Raw genomic sequence first — 20,315 nt, forward strand, 5'->3', positions numbered from 1 at the left:
CGGGAGCAGGGAAGATCAGTCCGTGGCTCAGCGACGGTGACTCAACGCCGAACAGAACGAAGCCAGGAAGGCGTCGGCAGGGCTCGGATGGCCATCGGACTGCCCATGTTCGGAAGGTGCCCTGAAGATGCAGAAGGTGAGCAGGTTCGCCGTACCCGTCGGGGTCGTCGGCATCATCCTCATGATGGTCGTTCCCCTCCCGACCTTCCTGCTCGACCTCTTCATCGCCGTGAACATCACGGCCGCCCTACTCGTACTGCTGATCTCCATGTTCGTCCAGAAACCGCTCGACTTCGCCGTTTTCCCGGCGCTTCTCCTGGTCATGACACTCTTCCGGCTGGCGCTCAACATCAGCGCCACCCGTCTGGTGCTGCGGGACGGCGACGCCGGCAAGGTGATCCACGCGTTCGGCAGCTTCGTCGTCGGCGGCAACCTGGTGATCGGCCTGGTGATCTTCTCGATCCTGGTGATCGTCCAGATGATCGTGGTCACCAAGGGTGCCGAGCGGGTCGCCGAGGTCGGCGCCCGATTCACCCTCGACGCGATGCCCGGCAAGCAGATGGCGATCGACGCCGACCTCAACGCCGGCCTGATCGACGACACCGAGGCGAAGAAGCGCCGCGCCGAAGTGGCCTCCGAAGCCGACTTCTACGGCGCCATGGACGGTGGTTCCAAGTTCGTCAAGGGCGACGCCATCGCGGCCATCATCATCACGGTGATCAACCTGGTCGGTGGTTTCGCGATCGGCATCCTGCAGGCCGACATGGCCCCGGTCGACGCGATGAACCACTACAGCATGCTGAGCATCGGCGACGGCCTGGTCTCGCAGATCCCGGCGCTGCTGCTGTCGGTCGCCACCGGTCTGATCGTGACCCGCTCGGCCACCTCCGGCGACATGGGCACGACCGTCACCACCCAGCTCAGCCAGAACAAACTCGCGCTGCGCATCGGCGGCGGCGCGGCGCTCTCCCTCTGCATCATCCCCGGTCTGCCGAAGATCCCCTTCCTGCTGGTCGGCACGGCGGTCCTGATGATCGCCCACCGGGTGAAGGAACCGGAGGAGGCCACCGCCGACGCCGGTGGACCCAAAGCCGCCGCGGACGCCCCGGACCTGCCCGCCCCGGACTCGCCGGAACAACTGCTCGGCGAGATGCGGATCGATCCGCTCGAACTGGCCCTTGCCCCCGACCTGGTCGACCTGGTCGACCCCGGTAGTGGCGACCTCCTCGACCGGGTCCGCGCCCTGCGCCGCAAGATGGCCATGGAACTCGGCGTGATCATGCCGCCGGTGCGTACCCGCGACGACCTGGACCTGCCGCTCTCCTCATACGCCATCCGGATCTCCGGGGTCGACGCCGGCACCGGCCAGGCGCCGCCCGGCACCGTCCTGGCCATCGGTGAGGGACTGCACGCGCTCCCCGGCCGGGCCGGGGTCGAACCGGTCTTCGGCCTGGCCGGCAAGTGGGTCCCCGCCGAGCTGCACTATCAGGCCGAGATCTCCGGCGCGACGGTGGTGGACCGGGCGTCGGTGATCATCACGCACCTCGCCGAGATCGTCCGCACCAACGCCAGCCGCCTGCTCGGCCGCGAGGACGTCCGGGCGCTCGCCGACATGGTCAAGCGCACCCACCCGGTCGTCGTCGAGGAGCTGACCCCGGCGCTGCTGAGCCTCGGCCAGATCCAGAAGGTGCTCCAGGCGCTGCTGGACGAGGGTGTGCCGATCCGCGACCTGGTCCGGATCTTCGAGTCGCTCTCGTTGCGGGCCAAGGTCACGGTCGACCACGACTCACTCGTCGAGGCGGCGCGCGGCGCCCTCGGCCCGGCCATCGCCGCCCAGTACGCGACCGCCGGCCGGCTCACCGTGATCACGCTCGACCCGATGCTCGAGCAGAGCCTGCTCGAATCGCTGCGGCCCAGCGACACCGGCGCTTTCATGGCGATCGACGGCATGCGGGCCGAGGCGATCGTCAGCGAGTCCGGCCGACTCGCCGAGGCCGCGGAGCAGCAGGGACTCAACCCGGTCCTGGCCTGCTCGCCACAGCTGCGGCTGCCACTGATGCGACTGCTGCGAGCCGGTTCCCGCCGGATCCAGGTGCTGTCGTACAGCGAAATCTCTGGTTCCACCGCACAGATCGAGACGATAGGGGTGGTGAACGGTGCCTACGCGGGTGCTGCTTGAGGGACCGGCCATCGAGCCGCTGCTGGCTCAGGTCCGCGATGAGTACGGCTCCAGCGTCCGGATCATCTCCGCCGACAAGGTACGAAGTGGTGGCATCGGGGGCTTCTTCGCGAAGCAGCACTTCGAGCTTTCCGTCGAGGTACCGGATTCAACCGAGGACAGTGATGACATGGCCCAACAGACCGTTGCCGGTAACGGCGCACAGAACTTCGAGAGTCTGCTCGAGCAGGCGGAATCCCGGGACCGGGTGACCACCGAACGCGGGCCCACCACCGCCGAGCTACGGTCCCGGCAGGACGGCCGCAACGCCGCACTCGGTGACACCGGGGCCGCGTTCGCCGAGCTGATGGCCGGTCTGGACGTCGCCGGTCACCTCGGCGAGGGCCGCCCGCCGGCCCGCCACCGCCCGCCCGAGGAGAAGGAGGACACCCCGACGGTGCGCCCGTTCCGCCCGGCGGCGGCCGGTGGTTCCGCGGTCAACTCCGGTCAGCAGCGGCCGTTGCCCGCCGCGTTGCCGACGGTGCCGGCCTTCCCGGAGCGCCCGGCGGCCCGGGAACGGGAACGGGAGGCCCTGGAGACCCGCGAGCCTCGCGAGACCATGACGCCGATCCGTGCGGCGACCGCGTCGCGGGCGGTCACCCCGGCTACCCCGGTCACCCCGTTTCGCACCGCGGAGCCCGCCGCCGCTCCCATCCGGCCGGGCCGGTCGGCTGCCGAGGTGTACGACGCGGTTCCGGTCTCCCCGGCGCCCGCCGCCGCTCCGGCCCCGGCCCCGGCCGTCTCGACGAGCCGCGCCGGCGAGCTGGACTCGGTGCAGCGCAACCTGATCACGGTCGGGATGCCGGAGTCGATGGCCCGCAAGATCACCGGTGGGGACACGTACGCCGGGGTGCTCAGCGTGCTCGCCGCCCGCCCGGCCGCACCCGGCATCCCGGACGGCCCCGGCGAGATCCTGGTGGTAGCCGGTGAGGTGCACACCGCCGTGTCCATCGGCAAGCACATCCTGGAACAGCTGCACGTGGACCAGACCCACCTGCTCCTGGCCGGGCCGTCCACCGCCGGAACCGGGCTGCACTCGTCCCGGCTCATCTCCAGCCGCGGCTCGGCCGAGTCCCGGGCGGAGAAGCTGCAGAGCTCCGACCACCCGTGGGTGGTGGTGATCGACGCGCCGGTCGGCGGCACCGATCCGTTCTGGGTCAACGACATGTGCGACGCGCTCGGCGCCACCGCGCTCTGGGCCGTCGTCGACGCCACCCGCAAGACCGCCGACACCGCCCGCCACCTGCGCAACCTCGGCGACGTCGAGGCGCTCGTGGTGCACAGCGTGGAACTCACCGCCGACCCGGCCTCGGTACTCGGCCTGGACGTGCCGATCTTCTCGCTGGACGGCAAACCGGCCACCCCGCACGCCTGGGCGGCGATGCTCTGCGCGCGGATCGCGGCCGAGGTGATGCCGCTGGCGGTCATGCCTCGCCGGGTGACCCGCTCCGGCCGTCGCTGACCACGGTGCCAGCTGATGATCAAGCCGTCGGTTCTGCTGTTCGCGCTGCTGATCAGCGCGCCGGCCTGGTACCGCCTGCTCCTGGACGAGGTCGACCTGGTCCAGGTGCTGATCCGGTTCCTGATCGCCGTGCCGATCGCCGCGGTGCTACTGGGCGGGGTCCGGTTCATCCTCGCCGGATATCGCAAGGCCGATGAGGAACCGGGATCCGCGGTGACGCCCGAGCCCTACGAGGGCAAGACACCCTGAACGTCCGTGTGATCCAGAAACTGCGTGGTGAGTCGGGGTTCGAATCGAATCCCGACTCACCACGCTGCTGTTTCAGGCCTCGACGTCGACCCGGCCGGTGGACGGGTCGATCCGCCGGGTGGTGACCGGAGCCGGTTCGGGACCGATGTCCGGGCCCTCCCCGCCGCCGCGACCGCCCCGGCGGCCCAGTGCGTCGGCGAACTGCTGCCGGGTCTGCTCCTGCTGGGCGTTGCCCTGCCGCAGGTCGAGTGTGCAGTTGCCGAAACCGGAGTCCTCCAGCTCGCGGCGCAGCTCGTCGAGAGCCGAGCGCAGCGCGTCGGTGCCGGCCTCGGTACCGCCGGTGAGCTGCACCGTGATGTCGCCGTTGCGGATCTCCGCCACCACCTGCACCGGGCCCAGGTCGGCCGGATGCAGGTTCACGGTCAGCCGGTGCACCCCGTCGGCGTCCAGCTTGAGCGGGATGAGCCGGGTGGCGAGCTGATGGGCGGTGGGAGCCGGGGTGGACGGCGCCGCCGGCGGGGTGGCCTGGACGTCGGCGACCGTCGCGGTGGGCGCGGTGGCTTGCGGACCGGTCACTCCGGGCAGGCCGGCGGCCGGTGCGGCTGTCGTAGCGCCGGCCTCGGTGGGCCCGGCGTCCTGGGGGAGGCCGGTGGGGAACGCGCCGTCCCGCGTACCGGCCGGGGTGTCGCCGCTCTGGCCGCTGCTCGATCTGGCCTGGTCACCCTGCCCGCCCGCACCGGTTGAACCCGCCTCCGGCCCGCTGCCCGGCGCCACGTCACCCGCCGGTGCCGCCTCCGCGGTGGGTTCGGCGGCCGGAGCGGTCTGCTCCCGGGCCGCTGGTTCGGTGGTCTCCGCGGTGCTGCGCAGACTCTCCGGGCGGACTGTGGCGGCGGCCTCCTGCGCGGCGGACAGAGCCGGGGCCGGCGCGGTGTCCGAGGTGCCGGTGGGAGCCGTGGCCGGTGACGCGCCGGCGGCGGAACCCGGCGCGGTGGCCGGACCGGGAGCCGAGGCGGTCGCGGTGCCGCCGAGGGTCTGGCCGGTGGGTTCGGCGCCGGGTGCGGGGCCGGCCGGGGCCGGCGTGGTGCCGGACCGGTCCGCCGGAGCCGGACCAGCGGCCGGAGCCTGGCCGGTGGCGGCCTGGCTCGCGGCGGCCTGGCCGGTGACGGTGGTGACGGCGGTGGTGGCCGGTGCGGTCGCCTGGTCGGTGGTCGTCGGCGCCACGTCAGCCGCTGCCTGCGGTTCCGCCGTCGCGGCAACCGGGGCCGAACCGGTCTCCTGGACCGCGGTCGTCTCGCTGGTCTCGACGGGTACCGGGGCGACCGGCAGAGCGGCAGTCATCGCGGTGACGGTGGCGGTGTTCTCCGGCTTCGGTTCGGTCTCCACACCATCCTCGGCGACCTGTTGGCCCTCAGCGGTGGCCTTCGTGTCGTCCTTGGCGGCGGCGCTGTACCGGGCCTCGTCGGTGCGCGGGCCGGTGTGGGTGGGACCGGCCTGCTTCGTGTCACGTCCGGCGTCCGGCCGTCGATCAGCAGCGCGTTGCTCGCCGGTCCGTTCGGTCGCGGTCCGTGCGGCGGCCCGGTCGGTTCCGGCCCGGTCGGTTCCGGTTCGGGAGGGCTCAGATCGGGAGGAGTCGGGCCGTGAAGCATCAGGCCGGGAGATGGCGGCCCGTGCGCCGGCGGCCCGCGAGAGAGCAGCCCGATCAGCACCAGCCCGTTCATTCCTGGCGCGTGAGGCATCGGCCCGAGAAGCATCAGCGCGGGAGGCATCGGCCCGTGCGGTATCAGCGCGGGAGGCATCGACCCGTGAGACCGCGGCCCGGGCGACAGCGGCCCGGGAAAGCGCGGCCCGGGAAAGCGCGGCACGCGACAGCGCCGCCCGAGAGTCAGCGGCCCGCTCGGCGGCGGCGTCCCGCGCGGCGGACTCCGCCCCGTGCGCGGCGGCCCGACCAGCTGCTGACCGATCGCCCGGCTCCCGTCCGGAGCCCGGCGAAGAAGCTTTCGGGGAGGACTTGTCGGAGCCGATCTCGGCCGAGAGCGCCGAACCGAAGTCCGCCGACCCGTCCTCACGCCGCCCACCCGGTTTGCGGGCCGGTTCGGCACCCGGCCGGCGGTCGGGACCCGTCACTGAACTCGACATGCGGTCTCCTCTGCAACTGGAGTCAGAAAGGTTCAGCCGCCGAGCGCGGCCAGGGCCTTCTGCACCTTCGGGACGTAGGCCTGGGTCTCGGCGCTGGGCGGGATGCCGTTGTGCCGGTGTACCGCGCCACCGCCGGCGTTGTAGGCGGCCAGGGCGAGCGGCACCGTCTTGAACTCGCGCAAGTGCGAGGCGAGCAGTTTGGCCGCGCCGTTGATCGCCTGCGACGGGTCGAAGGCGTCGTCCACGCCGAGGCCCCGGGCGGTGGCCGGCATCAGCTGCATCAGGCCTTGTGCGCCGACTTTGCTGACGGCTCGCGGGTCGTAGCCGGATTCGACCTTGGCGACCGCGGCGAGCAGTTTGGGGGAGACCCCGTGTCTGGCGCCGGCTTGTTCGAACAGGTCGGCGTAGGGCACACCGGTCAGTCCGGACGTGGAGACGGCGCGCAGTCCGGCCGGGCGCAGTGCCGACATGTCCTGGACGGCGGCGGCCGGAACGGTGTCGATCACCCGTCGAATGGCGCTGGGTTTCTCGTACACACTCTGGATCTTGACTTGGTCGCCGGGTTTGGGGGCCGCGATCATCTTGTTGTCGCCCAGATAGATCGCCACATGGTCGACCGGCGAGTTGAAGGCGAGGATGTCGCCGGGTTTCGCGTCGTCGAGACTGGCGACCGGGCGGCCGGTTTTGGCCTGTTGCCAGGAGTTGCGGGGCAGGTCGATGCCGAGATCCTTGTAGGCGCGCTGGACCAGGCCGGAGCAGTCGAGTCCTCTGCCGGGGTCGGTGCCGCCGAAGACGTACGGCGTACCCAGGTATTTCTTGGCCGCCGCGACGACGTCTCCGCCGCTGGTCCCGGCGGCGCCCGCGGTGCCGGTACCCGGTCCGGCGACGCTGGCCAGTGCGGAGGCGAACGTGGTACCCGAGGTACCACCGGCCGCCGATGTCGAGGCCGGGGCCGGATTGAGCCCGAGCCTCTCCTGCAGTTCGGAGATGCGGGACATGACTCCGGTGACGCCCATGCTCATGCCTCACCCCGGCTTCCGGCGGCGTTGCGCGCCTTGGCGGAGATCGCCAGTTCATCCAGGTTCGACTGGTCGGTGCTCAGGTCGTGGGCCTTGACGGTGGCGGCGTGCCGTTCGGCCATGAGTTCCACGGCACGCCGTCGTTTCGCTGCGTCGGAGAGGACGGCCATACGTTCCCGCTCGACCTCTTCTGCTTCGGTCACCATGCGTTGCGCGCCGAAGACGCCGGCCGCGATGGACTGGCGGGCGGCGATGGCGGCGACCATCGCCCGGGCGGTGCCCTCGGTCGGCGCCTCAGCGCCCATCAGGGACAGTTTGCGGCGTTTCAGCAGGGCTTCGGCTTCCCGGATCTCGGCTCGGGACTGGATCACGGCGCCCTTGGCGGCGTCCTCCTGTGCCTTGCGTGCGCGCAGGACGGGCGCCAGTCGGAAGAAGCGGTTCACGTCGGCCTCCTAGGCGGGTCCGAAGGGCCCTCACTGACCTCGTCGGTTCGACCACCGATCCGCTGAGAGACTGCACCCGCTTCGCTCCCGAGCCACAAGCCTCAACATCAAGAGCTTGTTGTCGTACGAACACCGAAGTCGCCGACCGCAAGAAGCGGGTCCCGTGACGTCCGCGCGAGCAGGGAGCGGGGCCGGGGTCGCCCCGCGACCGCCGGGCGGAAGCGAGGGGTCACCGGTCAGGTGGTGGCGATCAGGGCACGCAGACTTTCCCAGGCGCCTTCGGCCGTGGTGCGGTCTTCGAGGTCCTGCCGCAGGAACGCGCTGATCCGGTCCCAGGAACCGTTGGCCCGGTCCGCGTCGGGGTTGGTGCCGGGCACGTAGGCACCGATCTCGACCAGCTCACGAACCTCACGGTGGGCGGCCATCAGACGGCGCAGCTCGATGGCGTCGGACCGCTGCTCCCGTGTGGTGATCTTGTTGGCGACCCGGGAGATCGAGTCGAGCGCCTGGACCGCCGGGAAGTGCCCGGCGGTGGCCAGTTTCCGGTCCAGCACGATGTGCCCGTCCAGGATCGACCGGGCCGCGTCGGCGATCGGCTCGTTGTGGTCGTCCCCCTCGACCAGCACCGTGTACAGCCCGGTGATGCTGCCTTTGGCGCCCGGCCCGGCGCGTTCCAGCAGCGAGGCGAGCATGGCGAAGACCGACGGCGGGTACCCGCGGGTGGCCGGCGGCTCCCCGACCGAGAGTCCGACCTCGCGCTGGGCCATCGCCGCACGGGTCACGCTGTCCATCATCAGCAGCACGTCGGCGCCCTCGTCCCGGTAGTACTCGGCGATCCGGGTGGCCACCGCACCGGCCCGGAGCCGGACCAGCGGCGGGGTGTCCGAGGTGGCGATCACCAGCACCGAGCGGGCCAGGCCCTCCGGCCCGAGGTCGTGTTCGATGAACTCGCGCACCTCCCGGCCACGTTCGCCGACCAGGGCGACCACGTTCAGTTCGGCGGCGGTGCCCCGGGTGATCTGGCTCATCAGGGTCGACTTGCCGACGCCGGAACCGGCGAAGATGCCGATGCGCTGGCCTTTGCCGCACGGGATGAGCGTGTCCAGGACCCGGACCCCCAGCGACATCTGCGCCCCGACGAGCTGCCGTTCCATCGCCGACGGCGGTGACGCGTCGATCGGCACGAGCTGGCCGCGCAGTGGCGGCCCGCCGTCCATCGGGCGGCCCAGGCCGTCCAGGATGCGCCCGCGCAGGTCCGGGCCGACCGCGACGCGCAGTGGCCCGCCGGTGGTGTAGGCCGGGGTGCCGGTGCCGAGGCCGGCGATCGGGCCGAGCGGCATGCAGGAGAGCCGTTCCCCGTCGAGGGCGGCCACCTCGGCCAGCACGACGTTCGCACCGGTGCCGATCCGCAGCAGGTCACCGACGTTGGCCTGCAGACCGCTCACCGTGACCCGCAGCCCCACCGCACCGGTGACCCGGCCGCTGACCAGGGGCCGGGCCGCCTCGATCGCGGTGTGCAGGCGGTGCTGGAAGAGGTCGGTCATGGTTGTTCCCCACTCGGGAGTCAGAGGCGCAGTGCTTCGCGGGCCCGGCTCACCGCTGAGGCGATGGTGGCGTCCACGGTCGCGGTGCCGGTTTCGGCGACCGCGTCCCCGGGCTGGAGACCGGGGTCGGGGCGCAGCCTGATCCGCCGGCCCTCGAAGTCGAAGTCCTCGCCGGAGCCCTCGCCGACCAGGTTGCGGTAGTCGTCCGGGTGCAGGTTGACGACCATCGCGCCGTGTTCGGGGGTGGCCGCCATGGCCCGGCGGAGCCCGTCGGCGCCGCGGTCGGGGTCGTCGCGCAGGTGCCGGCCGATGATCGCCTCGGCCAGGTCCCAGGCGCTGGCGAGCACGACCTCCTGCAGTTCGGTGAAGGTGGGCATGAGCTGGTTCTCCAGCTCGGTGACGGCCCGGCCGAGAGCGTTGACGGCGCTGTTCAGGGCAGCGCTCCGGTGCCGCTCGTGCGCCTCGGCGGTGGCGACGGCCCGGGCCGCGGCGGCTTCGGAGGCATCGGCGGCGTCCCGTTTGCCTTGGGCCCAGCCTTCGGCGTAACCAGTGGTCCGGGCATCCTGCCGGGCTTTCGCGGTGGCTTTGGTGTCGATCGGGGTGTCGTGCCGCAGGTCGACGGCGAACTGCGCGGCGGCGGCGTTATCGGCCGCCACCCCACGCAGCACCCGGTCAGGCGATGAGCTCATCGACGTCCCCGCCACGCTGGATCTCGATCTGTCCGGAGTCCTCGAGCGTGCGGATGACCCCGACGATCTTGGCCTGGGCCTCCTCGACCATCTTGACCTTGACCGGGCCGAGCAGGTCCATCTCTTCGAGCAGGTTCTCCCGGCCGCGTTCGGAGAGGTTCCGGGTGACCTTGTCGCGCACGCCCTCGGGTACACCCTTGAGCGCGCAGGCCAGGTCGGCCGGCTCCACCTGGCGCAGGATGAGCTGCACCGCGCGGTCTTCCAGGTTGATGATGTCCTCGAACATGAACATCCGGCGCCGGATCTCCTCGGCGAGTTCCGGGGAACGCGCGTCGAGCGCCTCCAGGATGAGGCGCTCGGTGGTGCGGTCGGCCCGGTTGATGATTTCGACGAGTGGTGCCAGACCACCGACCGTGGAGAGTTCGTCCGGCTGCAGGACGCTGGACAGCTTGCGCTGCAGGGCCGTCTCGACCTGGCGGATGATGTCCGGCGAGGTGCGGTCCATGATCGCGATCCGGTGCGCGACCTCGGTCTGCACCTCGATCGGGAGACCGGCCAGGATCGAAGATGCCAGCGCTGAGGGGATGTGCGCCAGGACCAGGGCGATCGTCTGCGGGTGTTCGTACTGTACGTAGGAGAGCAGTTGCCGCGGGTCCGCGTGGCTGAGGAAGTTGAACGGGATGTCGTTCATCGACGCTTCGAGCCGGTCGAGGATCAGCGCCGCCCGCTCCTTGCCGAGCGACGCCTCCAGCAGTTCCCGCGCGTAGTCCATGCCACCCGACCCGGCGTATCGGGTGGTGGCCATGGCATAGAACTCGTCCATCACGTCATCGACCTGGATGTGGTCGAGTTTGCCCAGCCGAGCCACTTCGGCGGAGAGCAGCTCCACCTCTTTCTCGGTCATGTTCGCCATGACCTCGGCGGCCTGTTCCTTGCCGAACTGCACCAGCATGATCGCGGCCTTGCGGATACCGGTCATGGAGGTCGTGCTGAGCGCCGGTGTTGTCAACTGATGCTCCTGTGAATCAGCGGTTGGCCGCGTCGGCGGAGATCCAGCTGCGGATCAGGGTCGCGGTCTCTTCGGGCTTCTCCCGGACCAGGTCCTCGATCTCGCGGTGTCTCTCCTCTCGCGCCTCGTCAGACCTATCGGCAAGTTCCGGCATTTCCAGCGCGTGAGCGTGAATCACGTCCACCTCGGCCGCCCGCTGGGCCTCCAGGGCCGCCTGCATCTCCTCCAGGTGACGCCGTTCCTCGTCGGTCAGCTGCTGCTGGCGCTTCTTGGAGCGGCGGTTCGCCCGCCAAGCCAGGTAGATCAACATCAGGACCACGAACAACAGGGCGCCGGTCTGGATCAGCTTGGTCTGTTTGGCCGACGCGTCGGCCTTGGTCGCCGCTTCCAGCTCCGCCTTGGCCGCCTGAGCCTGGGTGTTGTCGAACGGCATCGCGGCGACCGCGATGGTGTCGCCCCGGGTCGGGTCGATCCCGGCGGCGGCGGCGATCAACTGCTGCACCTGGTTCGGGTCGACCGAGCCGGCCACCGTGCTGTCCAGCAGGACCGACACGTTGAGCCGTTTGATACCGCCGGGTGCGGCCCGCCGGACCTCCTGCGTCTCGTTGAAGAGGCGGGTCCGGGTCTCGTTCTTCTGCTGATACTGCCCGTTACCGGTGCCGTTGGGCACCTGGACGTTGTCCGGTCCGAGCACGCCACCCGACCCCGGGCCGCCGGTGCCGTTGTACGTCTCGCTCTGGATGTTCTCCTGCGCGGCCGGCATCGCCGGGTCGGCGGCGTACGTCTTCTTGGTGGTCTCGGTCTGGTCGAAGTCCAGGGTCGGGGTGGTGGTGACCACCGCGTGTCCCGGTCCGACCAGGTTGTCGAGCATCCGCTGCAGCGAGGAGTTCAGCCGGCTCTGGAACGTCGCGGTCTGCTGGTCGTTGCCGCCGTCCACGCTGCCCGAACCGACCGAGTTGCCGCCACCGGTGGAGAGCATCCGGCCGTCCGACCCGGCGACCGTGACCTGAGTGGGATCGAGCCCTTCGACGCTCGACGCGACCAGGTGCACGATCGACTGCACCTGCTGCTGGTCGAGCGGATTGGTGGACTTCGAGGCGACCAGTACCGACGCGGTCGGTTTCGACGCGTCGTCGGAGAAGACGTCCTCCTTGGGCATCACCAAGTGCACGGTCGCGGCCTCGACACCGTCGATCGCCTTGATCGTGTTGGACAGCTCGCCCTCCAGCGCCCGCTGGTAGTTGGCGTGCTGCATGAAGTCACTGGTGGTGATGCCCTGCTGGTCCAGCAGCGAATAGCCGGTGTCCTCGTCGTTGGGCAGGCCCTCGCCGGAGAGCTGGAGCCGGAGCTGGTTCACGTCATCGCGCGGCACCAGGATGGTCGCGCCCTCGTTGGCCAGCTCGTACGAGGTGCCGGCCTTCTGCAACGACTCGACGATGGCGCTGGCGTCCTTGGTGGACAGATTGTTGAAGAGGATCTGGTAGGACGGCTTGGCCGCCCAGACGGCGAAGAAATAACCGCCGACGGAGAGCGCGAGAACCGCGAACACGGTGACAGCCTTCTGGCCCGGTGTGAAGGACCTGAAGGTGTCCGTGACGCGGCGTACCGGAGCGGGAAGGCGATCGGTCATGTTATGCCTGCATCCTCATGATCTCCTGGAAGGCCTCGACGGCCTTGTTCCGGACGGCCATGGTGAGCTGGAGTCCGAGGGACGCCTCGGTGGCGGCCATCGTGTACTGCGCCGGGTCGACCAGCCGGCCGTCGGCCACCTGCACAGCCAGGTCACCGGCCTTGGCCTGGGAGGCCTGGACGTTCTCGATGCCCTTGGCGAGCATCCCGGCGAAGTCGTTGTTCGGGCCCTGCGTGGGCGCGCTCTCCGAGCCGCCGAGCATGCCGCCGAGGCCGTTGAGCCCGCCGAGGCCGACGCCGCGTTCGCTGATTCCGCCGACGGCGGAGAAGCCGCCGATTGGTCCGATCGGTGAGGTCATGGTGATCACTTCCCGAGGTTGATCGCGGCGGTGTACGACTCTTTCGCCCGGTCGACGACCGAGAGGTTGGCCTGGTAGGCGCGCTGGGCCATCATCAGCTGGGCCATCTGGCTGCCCATGTCGATGTCGGGGCGGCGGACGTAGCCCTCGGAGTCGGCGAGCGGGTTGTCCGGCTCGTAGGCGAGGATGCCCTCGGCGCTGCCGAACTGGACTCCGGCGACCTCGGCCCCGTTGCCGTCCTGGGCGGCGCGCGCCTGGACGTACCGGGCCTGGAAGGCGTTCTCGTTGGTCCGGGTGGTGGTGTTGAGGTTCGAGAGGTTGTCGGACACCGCGTCCAGCCACTTGCGATAGACCGTGACACCGCTGCCGGCGACCCCGATGGCGTTGAAGGTGCTCATGATCAGGCTCCCTTGATGGCTTCGCGCAGGGAGCTGTACTTGCCGTCCAGCGCCCGGATGGCGAGGCTGTACCGCATCGACGTGTCGATGTGCTGCAGCGTCTCTTCATCGAGGTTGACGTTGTTTCCGTTGAGCCGCGTGGGCTCGAGCGACGTCAGCACGCTCGGGGTCACCCCGGCAGGGGACTGGCCCTGGGTGACGGCGCTCTGCAGCGCCTCCTCGAATTTGACCTTACGGGCCCGGTAACCGGGGGTCTCGATGTTGGCGATGTTGTTGGCGATGGCCTGCTGGCGGGCGGCGAGCCCGGCGACGGCGACGCGGAGTGACTGTGACGCGCGGTCCTCGAACAAGGTGTGCCCCCTGAGTCGGTAGCCGTTCAGGTCGCCGTTCCGTGGCAATTCGGTGAGCGATCCGTGCTCGTACCCTGCACTTCGGCGTGCTCGTCGATCCGCTGAGTCCCAACCGGTTGCCGAGAGGTTGCACACACAAAAAGGCCCCGCGGTCGCGGGGCCTTCTCGGGGAACCTGATCTACATCGCGCAATCCAGATAAACGGGTCGTTTGACCGCTTCGCCGGTCTCGATCCGGGACGTCACCGCGATCTGCTGGCGGTTCGCGGTCAGCCGCCGGGCGATCTCCTCGGCGGCGGCGAGCTGACGGGTCAGGATCTCGTCGGCGCGCGGCTTGAGTTCCAGCGGCAGGGCGCCCAGCTCGGTCGGTGGCCGCCACTGGTTCGCCGGCGGGGTCTCGGCGAGGCGGCGTTCGTCGGCGAGCATCGACTCGACCGCGAAGACGTCCATCTCCAGGTCGTCCAGCGCGGACGTCCAGGCCGCCCGCCAGTCGAGGGTGTTTGCCGTCGCGGTGCTCATGTCGAGGCCGAGGCTGCTTCGCGCCACGCGTCGCGCAGCGGTTCGAGCAGGTCACGGCAGCCCGCCACCCGGTCCGCGTCCTGCCGGATGTTCGCCCCGATCAGCTCGGTCAGTACGAATCCGTACAGGCTGGCCAGCCCGGGCGCGCCGTCCCAGGCGTTCACGTCCAGGGTCACCCGCAACTCCAGCACGATCTCCTGAGCATGGGTGAGCTTGTCGTTCGCCACACTCCGGTCCTTGCCACGGATCGCCTCCTCGCCCTGCATCAGGTCGAGGATCAGACGGTCATAGAGCATGATCAGCAGCTTGGCGGGTGACGCCGTGCTGATCGAGTCCTGCAGGTAGCGGTCGCGGAGGTTGGGTGCGCTCATGGGTGTCCCTCGCTGGAGTCGGATGGTCGTCGTCAACCTCGTCAGAGGCCGGCGAGCTGTCCGGAGAGCCAGCTCGACTGGTTCTTCAAAGTGCCGAGGGAGGTCTCCAGGGCCGCGTACTGCCGCTGGAGTGCCTCCTTCCGGAGGGACAGCCGGACATCCCAGTTGTCGATCTGCTCGTTGAGCGAGTCGATCTCATTCTTCCGGCCGGTGATCACGTTGGTGACGGTGATCGACTGTTTGTCGCTGAGTGCCCGGACCTGACTGCCGAACGCCATGCCGGCTTCCTGGATCTTCCCCGGGTCGTCGGCGTACGCCTTGGCGAACGCGGTCGAGTCGAAGGACAGCTGCCCGTCCCGGCTGAGGGAGATGCCGAGCTGGTTGAGCGAGCCGAAGTTGACCGTCTCGGTGGTCGGCGTGTTGTTGGCGGTCACCGACTTGTCGTAGGACAGACCACCGCTGATCAGGCTCAGCACGGCCTGGTTCATCTGCCGGACGGTGAAGTCACCGGTCAGTGGCGAACCGGTCCGGGTGTCCGGGTCGTACGCGGTCTGGGTCTTGATCTCGGAGAGTGCCGCGTTGGCCGCGTCGACGAGCGCCTGCACCTTGTCGGAGATGGCCTTGGAGTCCGAGGCGGCGTCGATCGTGACACCGGTCTCCTGCTTGCTGACCGAGATCGTCACACCGGGCATCAGGGCGCTGAACGTGTTGGTGGCACTGGTGACCTTGTACTCGGCCGCGGTGCCCGGGTTCATCGTCAGCACCGCGTCCTTGGCGGAGGTGGACTCCGGCCCGGTCCCTCCGGTGCCGCTGTTCTCCAGGCCGGCGATCTGGAAACCGTTGGCGGAGCCGGACTTCATACCGGCGAACTGGACGACACCCTCGCTGCCCGAGGTGGTGACCGTGTAGGCGCGGATGCCGAGGCTCACGCCGTTCGCGTCGGTCGCCGAGTTCATCGCGGAGGTGAGACTGTCCGCCTTCCGCGGCTCCGGGATCGTGACTTCCACCGGGTCACCGACTGCGGTGAACTGCTCGACGCCGTTCCCGTCGGTGCTCCAGCTGCCCGGCTGGACCATGATGCTCGTCGGGAATGTCCCCTCGGCGGTGGTGTCGGCGACCTTGAGAACCGTGGTCTGGGACCGGGCCACCGAGCTGACGTCGAACTTGACGCTGCCGGTCATCCCGGCGAGCCCACCGGCTGCGGTGGCGGTGACACTCGACGAGCTGGAGGTCGTCTTGAGCGCCCGCCACGAACCCAGCGAACCCAGCGAGTCGGCCGCCGACTTGGTGGCCTTGAGCTTGGCGTTGACCGTCTGATACGAGGTGATGACGTTCTGAGCGGTCTCGACCTTGGTCTTGAGTTTGGTCTGCGGTGCCGCCTCCACCTGCATCATCTGGGTGATCATCGAGGTGGTGTTGAGGCCACTGGAGAGGCCGTCCACGGAGCTGCCCACGAGAACCCACTTTCGTGCCGAGGGCGGAAATCGGAGCGGGGGCAGTCGGCTGGGTTAGCCGGCTACCCCCACCTGTTCGGTCGTTCGCGCTAGATATTCAGTTGCCGACGGTAGCCATCGGGTTGCGTCAGCGGAGCAGCGACAGCACGTTCTGCGAGGCCTGGTTGGCCTGCGACAGCATGGACGTACCGGCCTGGGTCAGGATCTGGTTGCGGGTGAACTGCACCATCTCCTGGGCCATGTCGGTGTCCCGGATACGCGACTCCGAAGCGGACAGGTTCTCGACCGACACGTTCAGGTTGTTGATCGTGTGCTCGAACCGGTTCTGGCTGGCACCGAGCTTGGCGCGGTCGTCGGACACCTGCTGGATCGCGGTGTCCAGGACCTCCATGGCCTCGGTCGCGCCGGATTTGCCGCCGGTCGTGGTGGCCAGCTTGGTCAAGTCGAGGCTGTTGAGGCCCAGCGTCGTCGAGTTGACGGCCCGGATGCCGACGGCCAGGGTCTCCCCCGAGTTGGCGCCGATCTGGAAGTTGCCCGCGACGGCCTTGGAGTTCGCCGTCGACGCGCCGCTGATGCCGAGGTCACTGGCGGTGAATTCGAAGCCGGTCGTGCCGGAGGCGCTGAACGTGAGGTCGCCGGTGGCCTTGTCGACCGATGCGGACACCTCGAGGGTGACGTCACCGTTGCCGGAGTCGCGCAGGGCGGCGGCGATCGCGTCGTTGACCTTCGCTGCGGCGGCCTGCGGAGCGAGCGTGTCGCCCTTGGAGTCGGTCAGGGTGACGTCGGCGATGTTGATGCTGACGGCCTTGCCGCCGAGGCTGGTGATCGTCATACCGCTGGACGAGACCGGCGAGTTGCTGGTCGGGTAAGGCTCGTTCGGCGGGTTGGCGGGGGTACCGGCGATGGTCGTGCCGGTGCTGGACGCCGCCATGCCGAAGTTGCCGTCGAGCAGCTTCGACTTGCCGAACGCGGTGGTGTCACTGACCCGGTCGATCTCGGCGGCCAGCTGGGTGAACTCGGCGTTCGCGGCTTTCTTCGCGCTGTCGTCGAGGGAGGCGTTGTTGGCCTGGACCGCGAGGTCGCGCATGCGCTGGAGCATCGAGGTGGTCTCGTTGAGCGCGCCTTCAGCGGTCTGCACGACGCTGATCGCGTCCTGCGCGTTGCGAACGGCGACCTTCAGACCACCGGTCTGCGACCGCAGGCCCTCGGAGATCGACAGGCCGGCCGCGTCGTCGGACGCCCGGTTGATGCGGAAACCGCTGGAGAGTTTCTCGAGCGACTTCGACATCTGCCCGTCCGTGACGGACAGGTTCCGGTAGGCGTTCTGCGCGGCGATGTTCTGGTTGATACGAAGACCCATTAGATGTTTCCTCCTTGACTGGGGTCTTGACCGGCCCATCCGTGAGCCGTGGTCCTACTCCAGATCCCTTCGGCGGATCACCGAGAGGCCATGAGGATTTTCTGAGACTTTCTCGGTCTTTTACCGCAAACCGGCGAAGTGCCGACCGGAGAAACGCTCAGTGGCACGGCGGATGTGCCGACCTGTCCGAATGAGCGGGTCTACCGAAGGGGTAAGGCCCGAAAAGCTGTACGACGGAGGACCGGTGAGCCTGATCGACCTGGCCAGTGTCCTCTGGCGCTCACGCGAGCTGCTGGAGATGCTGCTGTTCAAGCTTGAGGAGGAGCAGTTGCTCCTCGCGTCCAACCGGTCCCGCTGGCTCAGTCACGCCACCCGCGAGGTGGAGGTGGTCCTGGATCAGATCCGGCAGACCGAGGTGATCCGTGCCGCCTACTCACAGGAGGTGGCGCTGGAACTCGGGCTCTCGCCGGAGGCATCACTCGGCGAACTCGCCGACGCCGCACCAGACCCCTGGTCGGATCTCCTGCACCAACACCGCAAAGCGTTTCTGATGTTGACGTCGGAGATCCGGGCCCTGGCCGACGTCAACCGGGAACTGCTCACCGCCGGCCAGCGCGCGGCTCGCGAAACCATGCTCGCGTTCGCGGAGACTGTGGAAACGTACGGACCGCAGGGCCAGACCGTCAGCGGCGCCATCAGGCGCCCCACCCTGGTTGATGAGGCGATCTGATGGGCAGCACATTCGGCGGACTCAATACGGCGCTCACTTCGCTCTACGCGCAGCGCCGGGGCCTGGACGTCACGGGCCAGAACATCGCGAACGCCAACACCGAGGGGTACACCCGGCAACGGGTGGTGATGCAGGCGCAGAACGCCAACAACAACCCCGGCATCTACGCCACCCAGGACGGGGTCGGCAACGGCGTCGCCGTCCAGTCGGTCGAGCGGATGAACAACTCGGCCCTCGATCAGCGCAGTTTCACTGAGCACGCGAACTCGGCCTACCACAACACGCGAGCCAGCGGGTACACCCTGATGGAGGACGTCTTCGGCGAACCCAGCGACACCGCCCTGCAGGCTCGGATGCAGGACATGTGGGAGGGCTGGAACTCGGTGTCGTCCAATTTCGACAAGGCGGCACCCAAGTCGGCGATGCTGGAGCAGGCGGTCACCGTCGCGACGTCGCTGAACGACGCGTCGATGTCGCTGGGCAACCAGTACAAGTCGACCCGCGCCGGGCTGGACACCTACGTCGGCGAGGTGAACAAGGCAGCCGACTCGATCGCCAAGCTCAACAAGGAGATCGTGCTGGCCACCCAGGCCGGGCTCACCGCCAACGAACTTCAGGACCAGCGCAGTACGCAGATCCTCAAGCTCGCCGAGCTGGCCGGCGCCACCGCGACCGAACTGCCGAACGGTGCCACCAGCGTCTTCATCGGCAGCGCGCCGCTGGTGAGTGAGTTCAACGCCCGTGAGATCTGGGTCACTCCCGGTAGTGCGCAGCGGATGGAGGACCTGGCCACCACCGAGGTCAACGTCCAGTGGAAGGACGTCGGCACCGCGGTCGGTCCCGGCGGCAGCATGGGCGCCAACATGGAGATGCTCGCTCGCGGCGGCACCCTGCAGAGCATGTCGAACCGGCTGGACAAGGTCGCCACCACTCTCGCGGCCGACGTCAACGCCGTCCACAGCGCCGGGTACAGCTCCACCGGGGTCACCGGGCTCGACTTCTTCGTGCAGGGTGACGACGATCCGCTCTCCGCGGCGAACATCGTGGTCAACCGGGACCTGCTGTCCGATGTGAACAAGGTCGCGGTCTCCTCCGGCGATCCGACCGGGGTCGGCACCGCCACCCGGATCCTGAACGGCAACGTCGCCGACACCCTCGCCGAACTGGCCGACTCGAAGAGCGGTGCCGACTCCGAGTACCAGTCGATGATCGGCGACCTCGGGGTGGCAGCGCAGTCCTCGATCCGCCGGCGGGACATCCAGAACTCGGTGACCGAGCAGGTCGACGCCGCCCGGAGCGCCGAGTCCGGGGTCAACCTGGACGAGGAGATGACCAACCTGCTCACGTACCAGCGCGGGTATGAGGCTGCGTCCCGCGTGCTCACCACCATCGACTCGATGCTCGACCAGCTGATCAACCGGACCGGCCTGGTCGGTAGGTAGGGGGAGAACCGATGACCAGCCCGCGGGTGACCGAGAGCAGTGTCCGTACCCGGACCATGCAGGGTCTGCAACGCAGCCTGGGCAAGACGCAGGCCGCGCAGGACCAGATCTCCAGTGGCAAGCAACTGCACCGTCCGTCGGACTCGCCGACCGGAACGGTCTCCGCACTCCAGTTGCGGGGCGAGGTGCGCGCCAACAAGAAGTACTCGGCCAACGCCGACGACGCGATGGGCCGGCTCGGCACTGTTCAGGACACCCTGAAGAGCGTCTACGAGCAGGTGCAGCGAACCCGCACGCTGACCCTGGAGGCGGCGAGCGCCGGCGGGGGCAGTACCCCGCAGGCGAACATCGCCCGTGCCGAGGAGATCGACGAGATCAAGAGTCTCGTCGTCCAGTTCGCGAACGCGAAGTACCTGAACCGTCCGGTGTTCGGCGGGTCCACTCCGGACTCGGCCGCCTACGGGACGGGTGGCAGTTACACCGGCGAGGTCGACGGCGAGACGATGCGGACGATCGGCCCCAACGCGCGGGTCCGGGTCGACGTCCGTGGCCCGGAGGTGTTCGGCGCGGAGTTGCAGGCCGACGGGACGACGCCGAACGAGCAGCAGTTGTTCCGGGTTCTCGACTCGCTCTCCACGGCGATGCGGACCGGTGATGCGGACGGCATTCAGACCGGCCTGCAGAATCTTGATAAAGCCACTGAAACGCTGAATTCCACTCTTTCGGACGTAGGTGCCCGATATAATCGGGTTACACAGATGAAGCAGTCCGCAGAGGATCGCTTGATGTCCGTGTCGTCGCAGCTGTCCGATATCGAGGATGTCGACCTGCCCAAGGCGATCATGGAATTGCAAATGCAGCAGACCTCGTATCAGGCCGCCCTGGCCGCCACGGCCAAGGTGATCCAGCCCTCGCTCATCGATTTCCTGAGGTGA

General features: G+C 69.0%; 20 protein-coding genes. 6 read left to right on the forward strand and 14 right to left on the reverse strand.

What is annotated here, in order from left to right; translation table 11 throughout:
* Positions 1 to 127 precede the first annotated feature (127 nt).
* From BLU81_RS36700 to BLU81_RS36710, 3 genes are read left to right on the forward strand one after another with little or no spacing between them, the layout of a single operon-like run.
* On the forward strand, positions 128 to 2,179 hold the full coding sequence (locus BLU81_RS36700; protein WP_231953694.1) for a flagellar biosynthesis protein FlhA: 2,052 nt from the start codon (positions 128 to 130) through the stop codon (positions 2,177 to 2,179).
* Positions 2,169 to 3,680 carry a dihydrolipoyllysine-residue succinyltransferase component of 2-oxoglutarate dehydrogenase complex gene (locus tag BLU81_RS36705; RefSeq protein WP_092552026.1) on the forward strand — a complete coding sequence of 504 codons (1,512 nt, stop codon included), beginning with the start codon at positions 2,169 to 2,171 and terminating at the stop codon, positions 3,678 to 3,680. Before BLU81_RS36700 ends, BLU81_RS36705 begins: the two co-directional genes overlap by 11 nt.
* 15 nt (positions 3,681 to 3,695) lie before the next feature.
* On the forward strand, positions 3,696 to 3,929 hold the full coding sequence (locus BLU81_RS36710) for a hypothetical protein (protein ID WP_092552029.1): 234 nt from the start codon (positions 3,696 to 3,698) through the stop codon (positions 3,927 to 3,929).
* A gap of 72 nt (positions 3,930 to 4,001) precedes the next feature.
* Here the strand turns inward: BLU81_RS36710 and BLU81_RS36715 are convergent, their stop codons facing one another.
* The 14 genes from BLU81_RS36715 to BLU81_RS36780 all read right to left on the reverse strand — a co-directional run bounded on the left by BLU81_RS36715 (position 4,002) and on the right by BLU81_RS36780 (position 17,208).
* Positions 4,002 to 6,065 carry a flagellar hook-length control protein FliK gene (locus tag BLU81_RS36715; protein ID WP_092552032.1) on the reverse strand — a complete coding sequence of 688 codons (2,064 nt, stop codon included), beginning with the start codon at positions 6,063 to 6,065 and terminating at the stop codon, positions 4,002 to 4,004.
* Positions 6,066 to 6,097: 32 nt separating this feature from the next.
* Positions 6,098 to 7,087, reverse strand: coding sequence for a transglycosylase SLT domain-containing protein (locus BLU81_RS36720; RefSeq protein ID WP_092552035.1), 990 nt, complete (start codon positions 7,085 to 7,087; stop codon positions 6,098 to 6,100).
* Positions 7,084 to 7,527 carry a flagellar export protein FliJ gene (locus BLU81_RS36725; RefSeq protein WP_092552038.1) on the reverse strand — a complete coding sequence of 148 codons (444 nt, stop codon included), beginning with the start codon at positions 7,525 to 7,527 and terminating at the stop codon, positions 7,084 to 7,086. The genes BLU81_RS36720 and BLU81_RS36725 overlap by 4 nt, the downstream gene beginning before the upstream one ends.
* A gap of 236 nt (positions 7,528 to 7,763) precedes the next feature.
* Positions 7,764 to 9,071, reverse strand: a complete 1,308-nt coding sequence (locus BLU81_RS36730) for a FliI/YscN family ATPase (protein ID WP_092552041.1) — start codon at positions 9,069 to 9,071, stop codon at positions 7,764 to 7,766.
* A gap of 20 nt (positions 9,072 to 9,091) precedes the next feature.
* Positions 9,092 to 9,760 carry a FliH/SctL family protein gene (locus tag BLU81_RS36735; RefSeq protein ID WP_231953695.1) on the reverse strand — a complete coding sequence of 223 codons (669 nt, stop codon included), beginning with the start codon at positions 9,758 to 9,760 and terminating at the stop codon, positions 9,092 to 9,094.
* Positions 9,744 to 10,769: a flagellar motor switch protein FliG gene (gene fliG, locus BLU81_RS36740; RefSeq protein WP_092552047.1), complete on the reverse strand. Its 1,026-nt coding sequence runs from the start codon at positions 10,767 to 10,769 to the stop codon at positions 9,744 to 9,746. Before fliG ends, BLU81_RS36735 begins: the two co-directional genes overlap by 17 nt.
* A gap of 16 nt (positions 10,770 to 10,785) precedes the next feature.
* Positions 10,786 to 12,399: a flagellar basal-body MS-ring/collar protein FliF gene (gene fliF / locus BLU81_RS36745; RefSeq protein WP_092552050.1), complete on the reverse strand. Its 1,614-nt coding sequence runs from the start codon at positions 12,397 to 12,399 to the stop codon at positions 10,786 to 10,788.
* Position 12,400: 1 nt separating this feature from the next.
* On the reverse strand, positions 12,401 to 12,757 hold the full coding sequence (fliE, locus tag BLU81_RS36750; protein WP_092558163.1) for a flagellar hook-basal body complex protein FliE: 357 nt from the start codon (positions 12,755 to 12,757) through the stop codon (positions 12,401 to 12,403).
* 5 nt (positions 12,758 to 12,762) lie between these two features.
* Positions 12,763 to 13,155, reverse strand: a complete 393-nt coding sequence (locus BLU81_RS36755) for a flagellar basal body rod protein FlgC (protein WP_092552053.1) — start codon at positions 13,153 to 13,155, stop codon at positions 12,763 to 12,765.
* A gap of 2 nt (positions 13,156 to 13,157) precedes the next feature.
* Complete coding sequence (locus BLU81_RS36760; protein ID WP_092558165.1) at positions 13,158 to 13,505, reverse strand: flagellar basal body rod protein FlgB; 348 nt, start codon at positions 13,503 to 13,505, stop codon at positions 13,158 to 13,160.
* 179 nt (positions 13,506 to 13,684) lie between these two features.
* A complete protein-coding gene (locus tag BLU81_RS36765; protein WP_092552056.1) occupies positions 13,685 to 14,023 on the reverse strand; it encodes a hypothetical protein in 339 nt (112 codons plus the stop codon).
* The gene (gene fliS, locus BLU81_RS36770) at positions 14,020 to 14,394 is read right to left on the reverse strand and encodes a flagellar export chaperone FliS (RefSeq protein WP_092552059.1); all 375 of its coding nucleotides are present in this window, start codon (positions 14,392 to 14,394) and stop codon (positions 14,020 to 14,022) included. Before fliS ends, BLU81_RS36765 begins: the two co-directional genes overlap by 4 nt.
* Positions 14,395 to 14,435: 41 nt before the next feature.
* The gene (gene fliD / locus BLU81_RS36775) at positions 14,436 to 15,848 is read right to left on the reverse strand and encodes a flagellar filament capping protein FliD (RefSeq protein ID WP_092552062.1); all 1,413 of its coding nucleotides are present in this window, start codon (positions 15,846 to 15,848) and stop codon (positions 14,436 to 14,438) included.
* Positions 15,849 to 15,975: 127 nt separating this feature from the next.
* A complete protein-coding gene (locus BLU81_RS36780) occupies positions 15,976 to 17,208 on the reverse strand; it encodes a flagellin N-terminal helical domain-containing protein (RefSeq protein ID WP_092552065.1) in 1,233 nt (410 codons plus the stop codon).
* A gap of 244 nt (positions 17,209 to 17,452) precedes the next feature.
* Here BLU81_RS36780 and BLU81_RS36785 point away from each other — a divergent pair, with 244 nt between their 5' ends.
* From BLU81_RS36785 to BLU81_RS36795, 3 genes are read left to right on the forward strand one after another with little or no spacing between them, the layout of a single operon-like run.
* Entirely contained in the window at positions 17,453 to 17,938 is a 486-nt protein-coding gene (locus tag BLU81_RS36785; protein ID WP_092552068.1) for a flagellar protein FlgN, read from the forward strand.
* Positions 17,938 to 19,380: a flagellar hook-associated protein FlgK gene (flgK, locus tag BLU81_RS36790; RefSeq protein ID WP_092552071.1), complete on the forward strand. Its 1,443-nt coding sequence runs from the start codon at positions 17,938 to 17,940 to the stop codon at positions 19,378 to 19,380. Before BLU81_RS36785 ends, flgK begins: the two co-directional genes overlap by 1 nt.
* Positions 19,381 to 19,391: 11 nt before the next feature.
* Positions 19,392 to 20,315, forward strand: coding sequence for a flagellin N-terminal helical domain-containing protein (locus BLU81_RS36795; protein WP_092552074.1), 924 nt, complete (start codon positions 19,392 to 19,394; stop codon positions 20,313 to 20,315).

This window comes from Actinoplanes derwentensis, from assembly GCF_900104725.1.
In the GTDB taxonomy this organism is placed as follows: Bacteria; Actinomycetota; Actinomycetes; order Mycobacteriales; family Micromonosporaceae; genus Actinoplanes; species Actinoplanes derwentensis.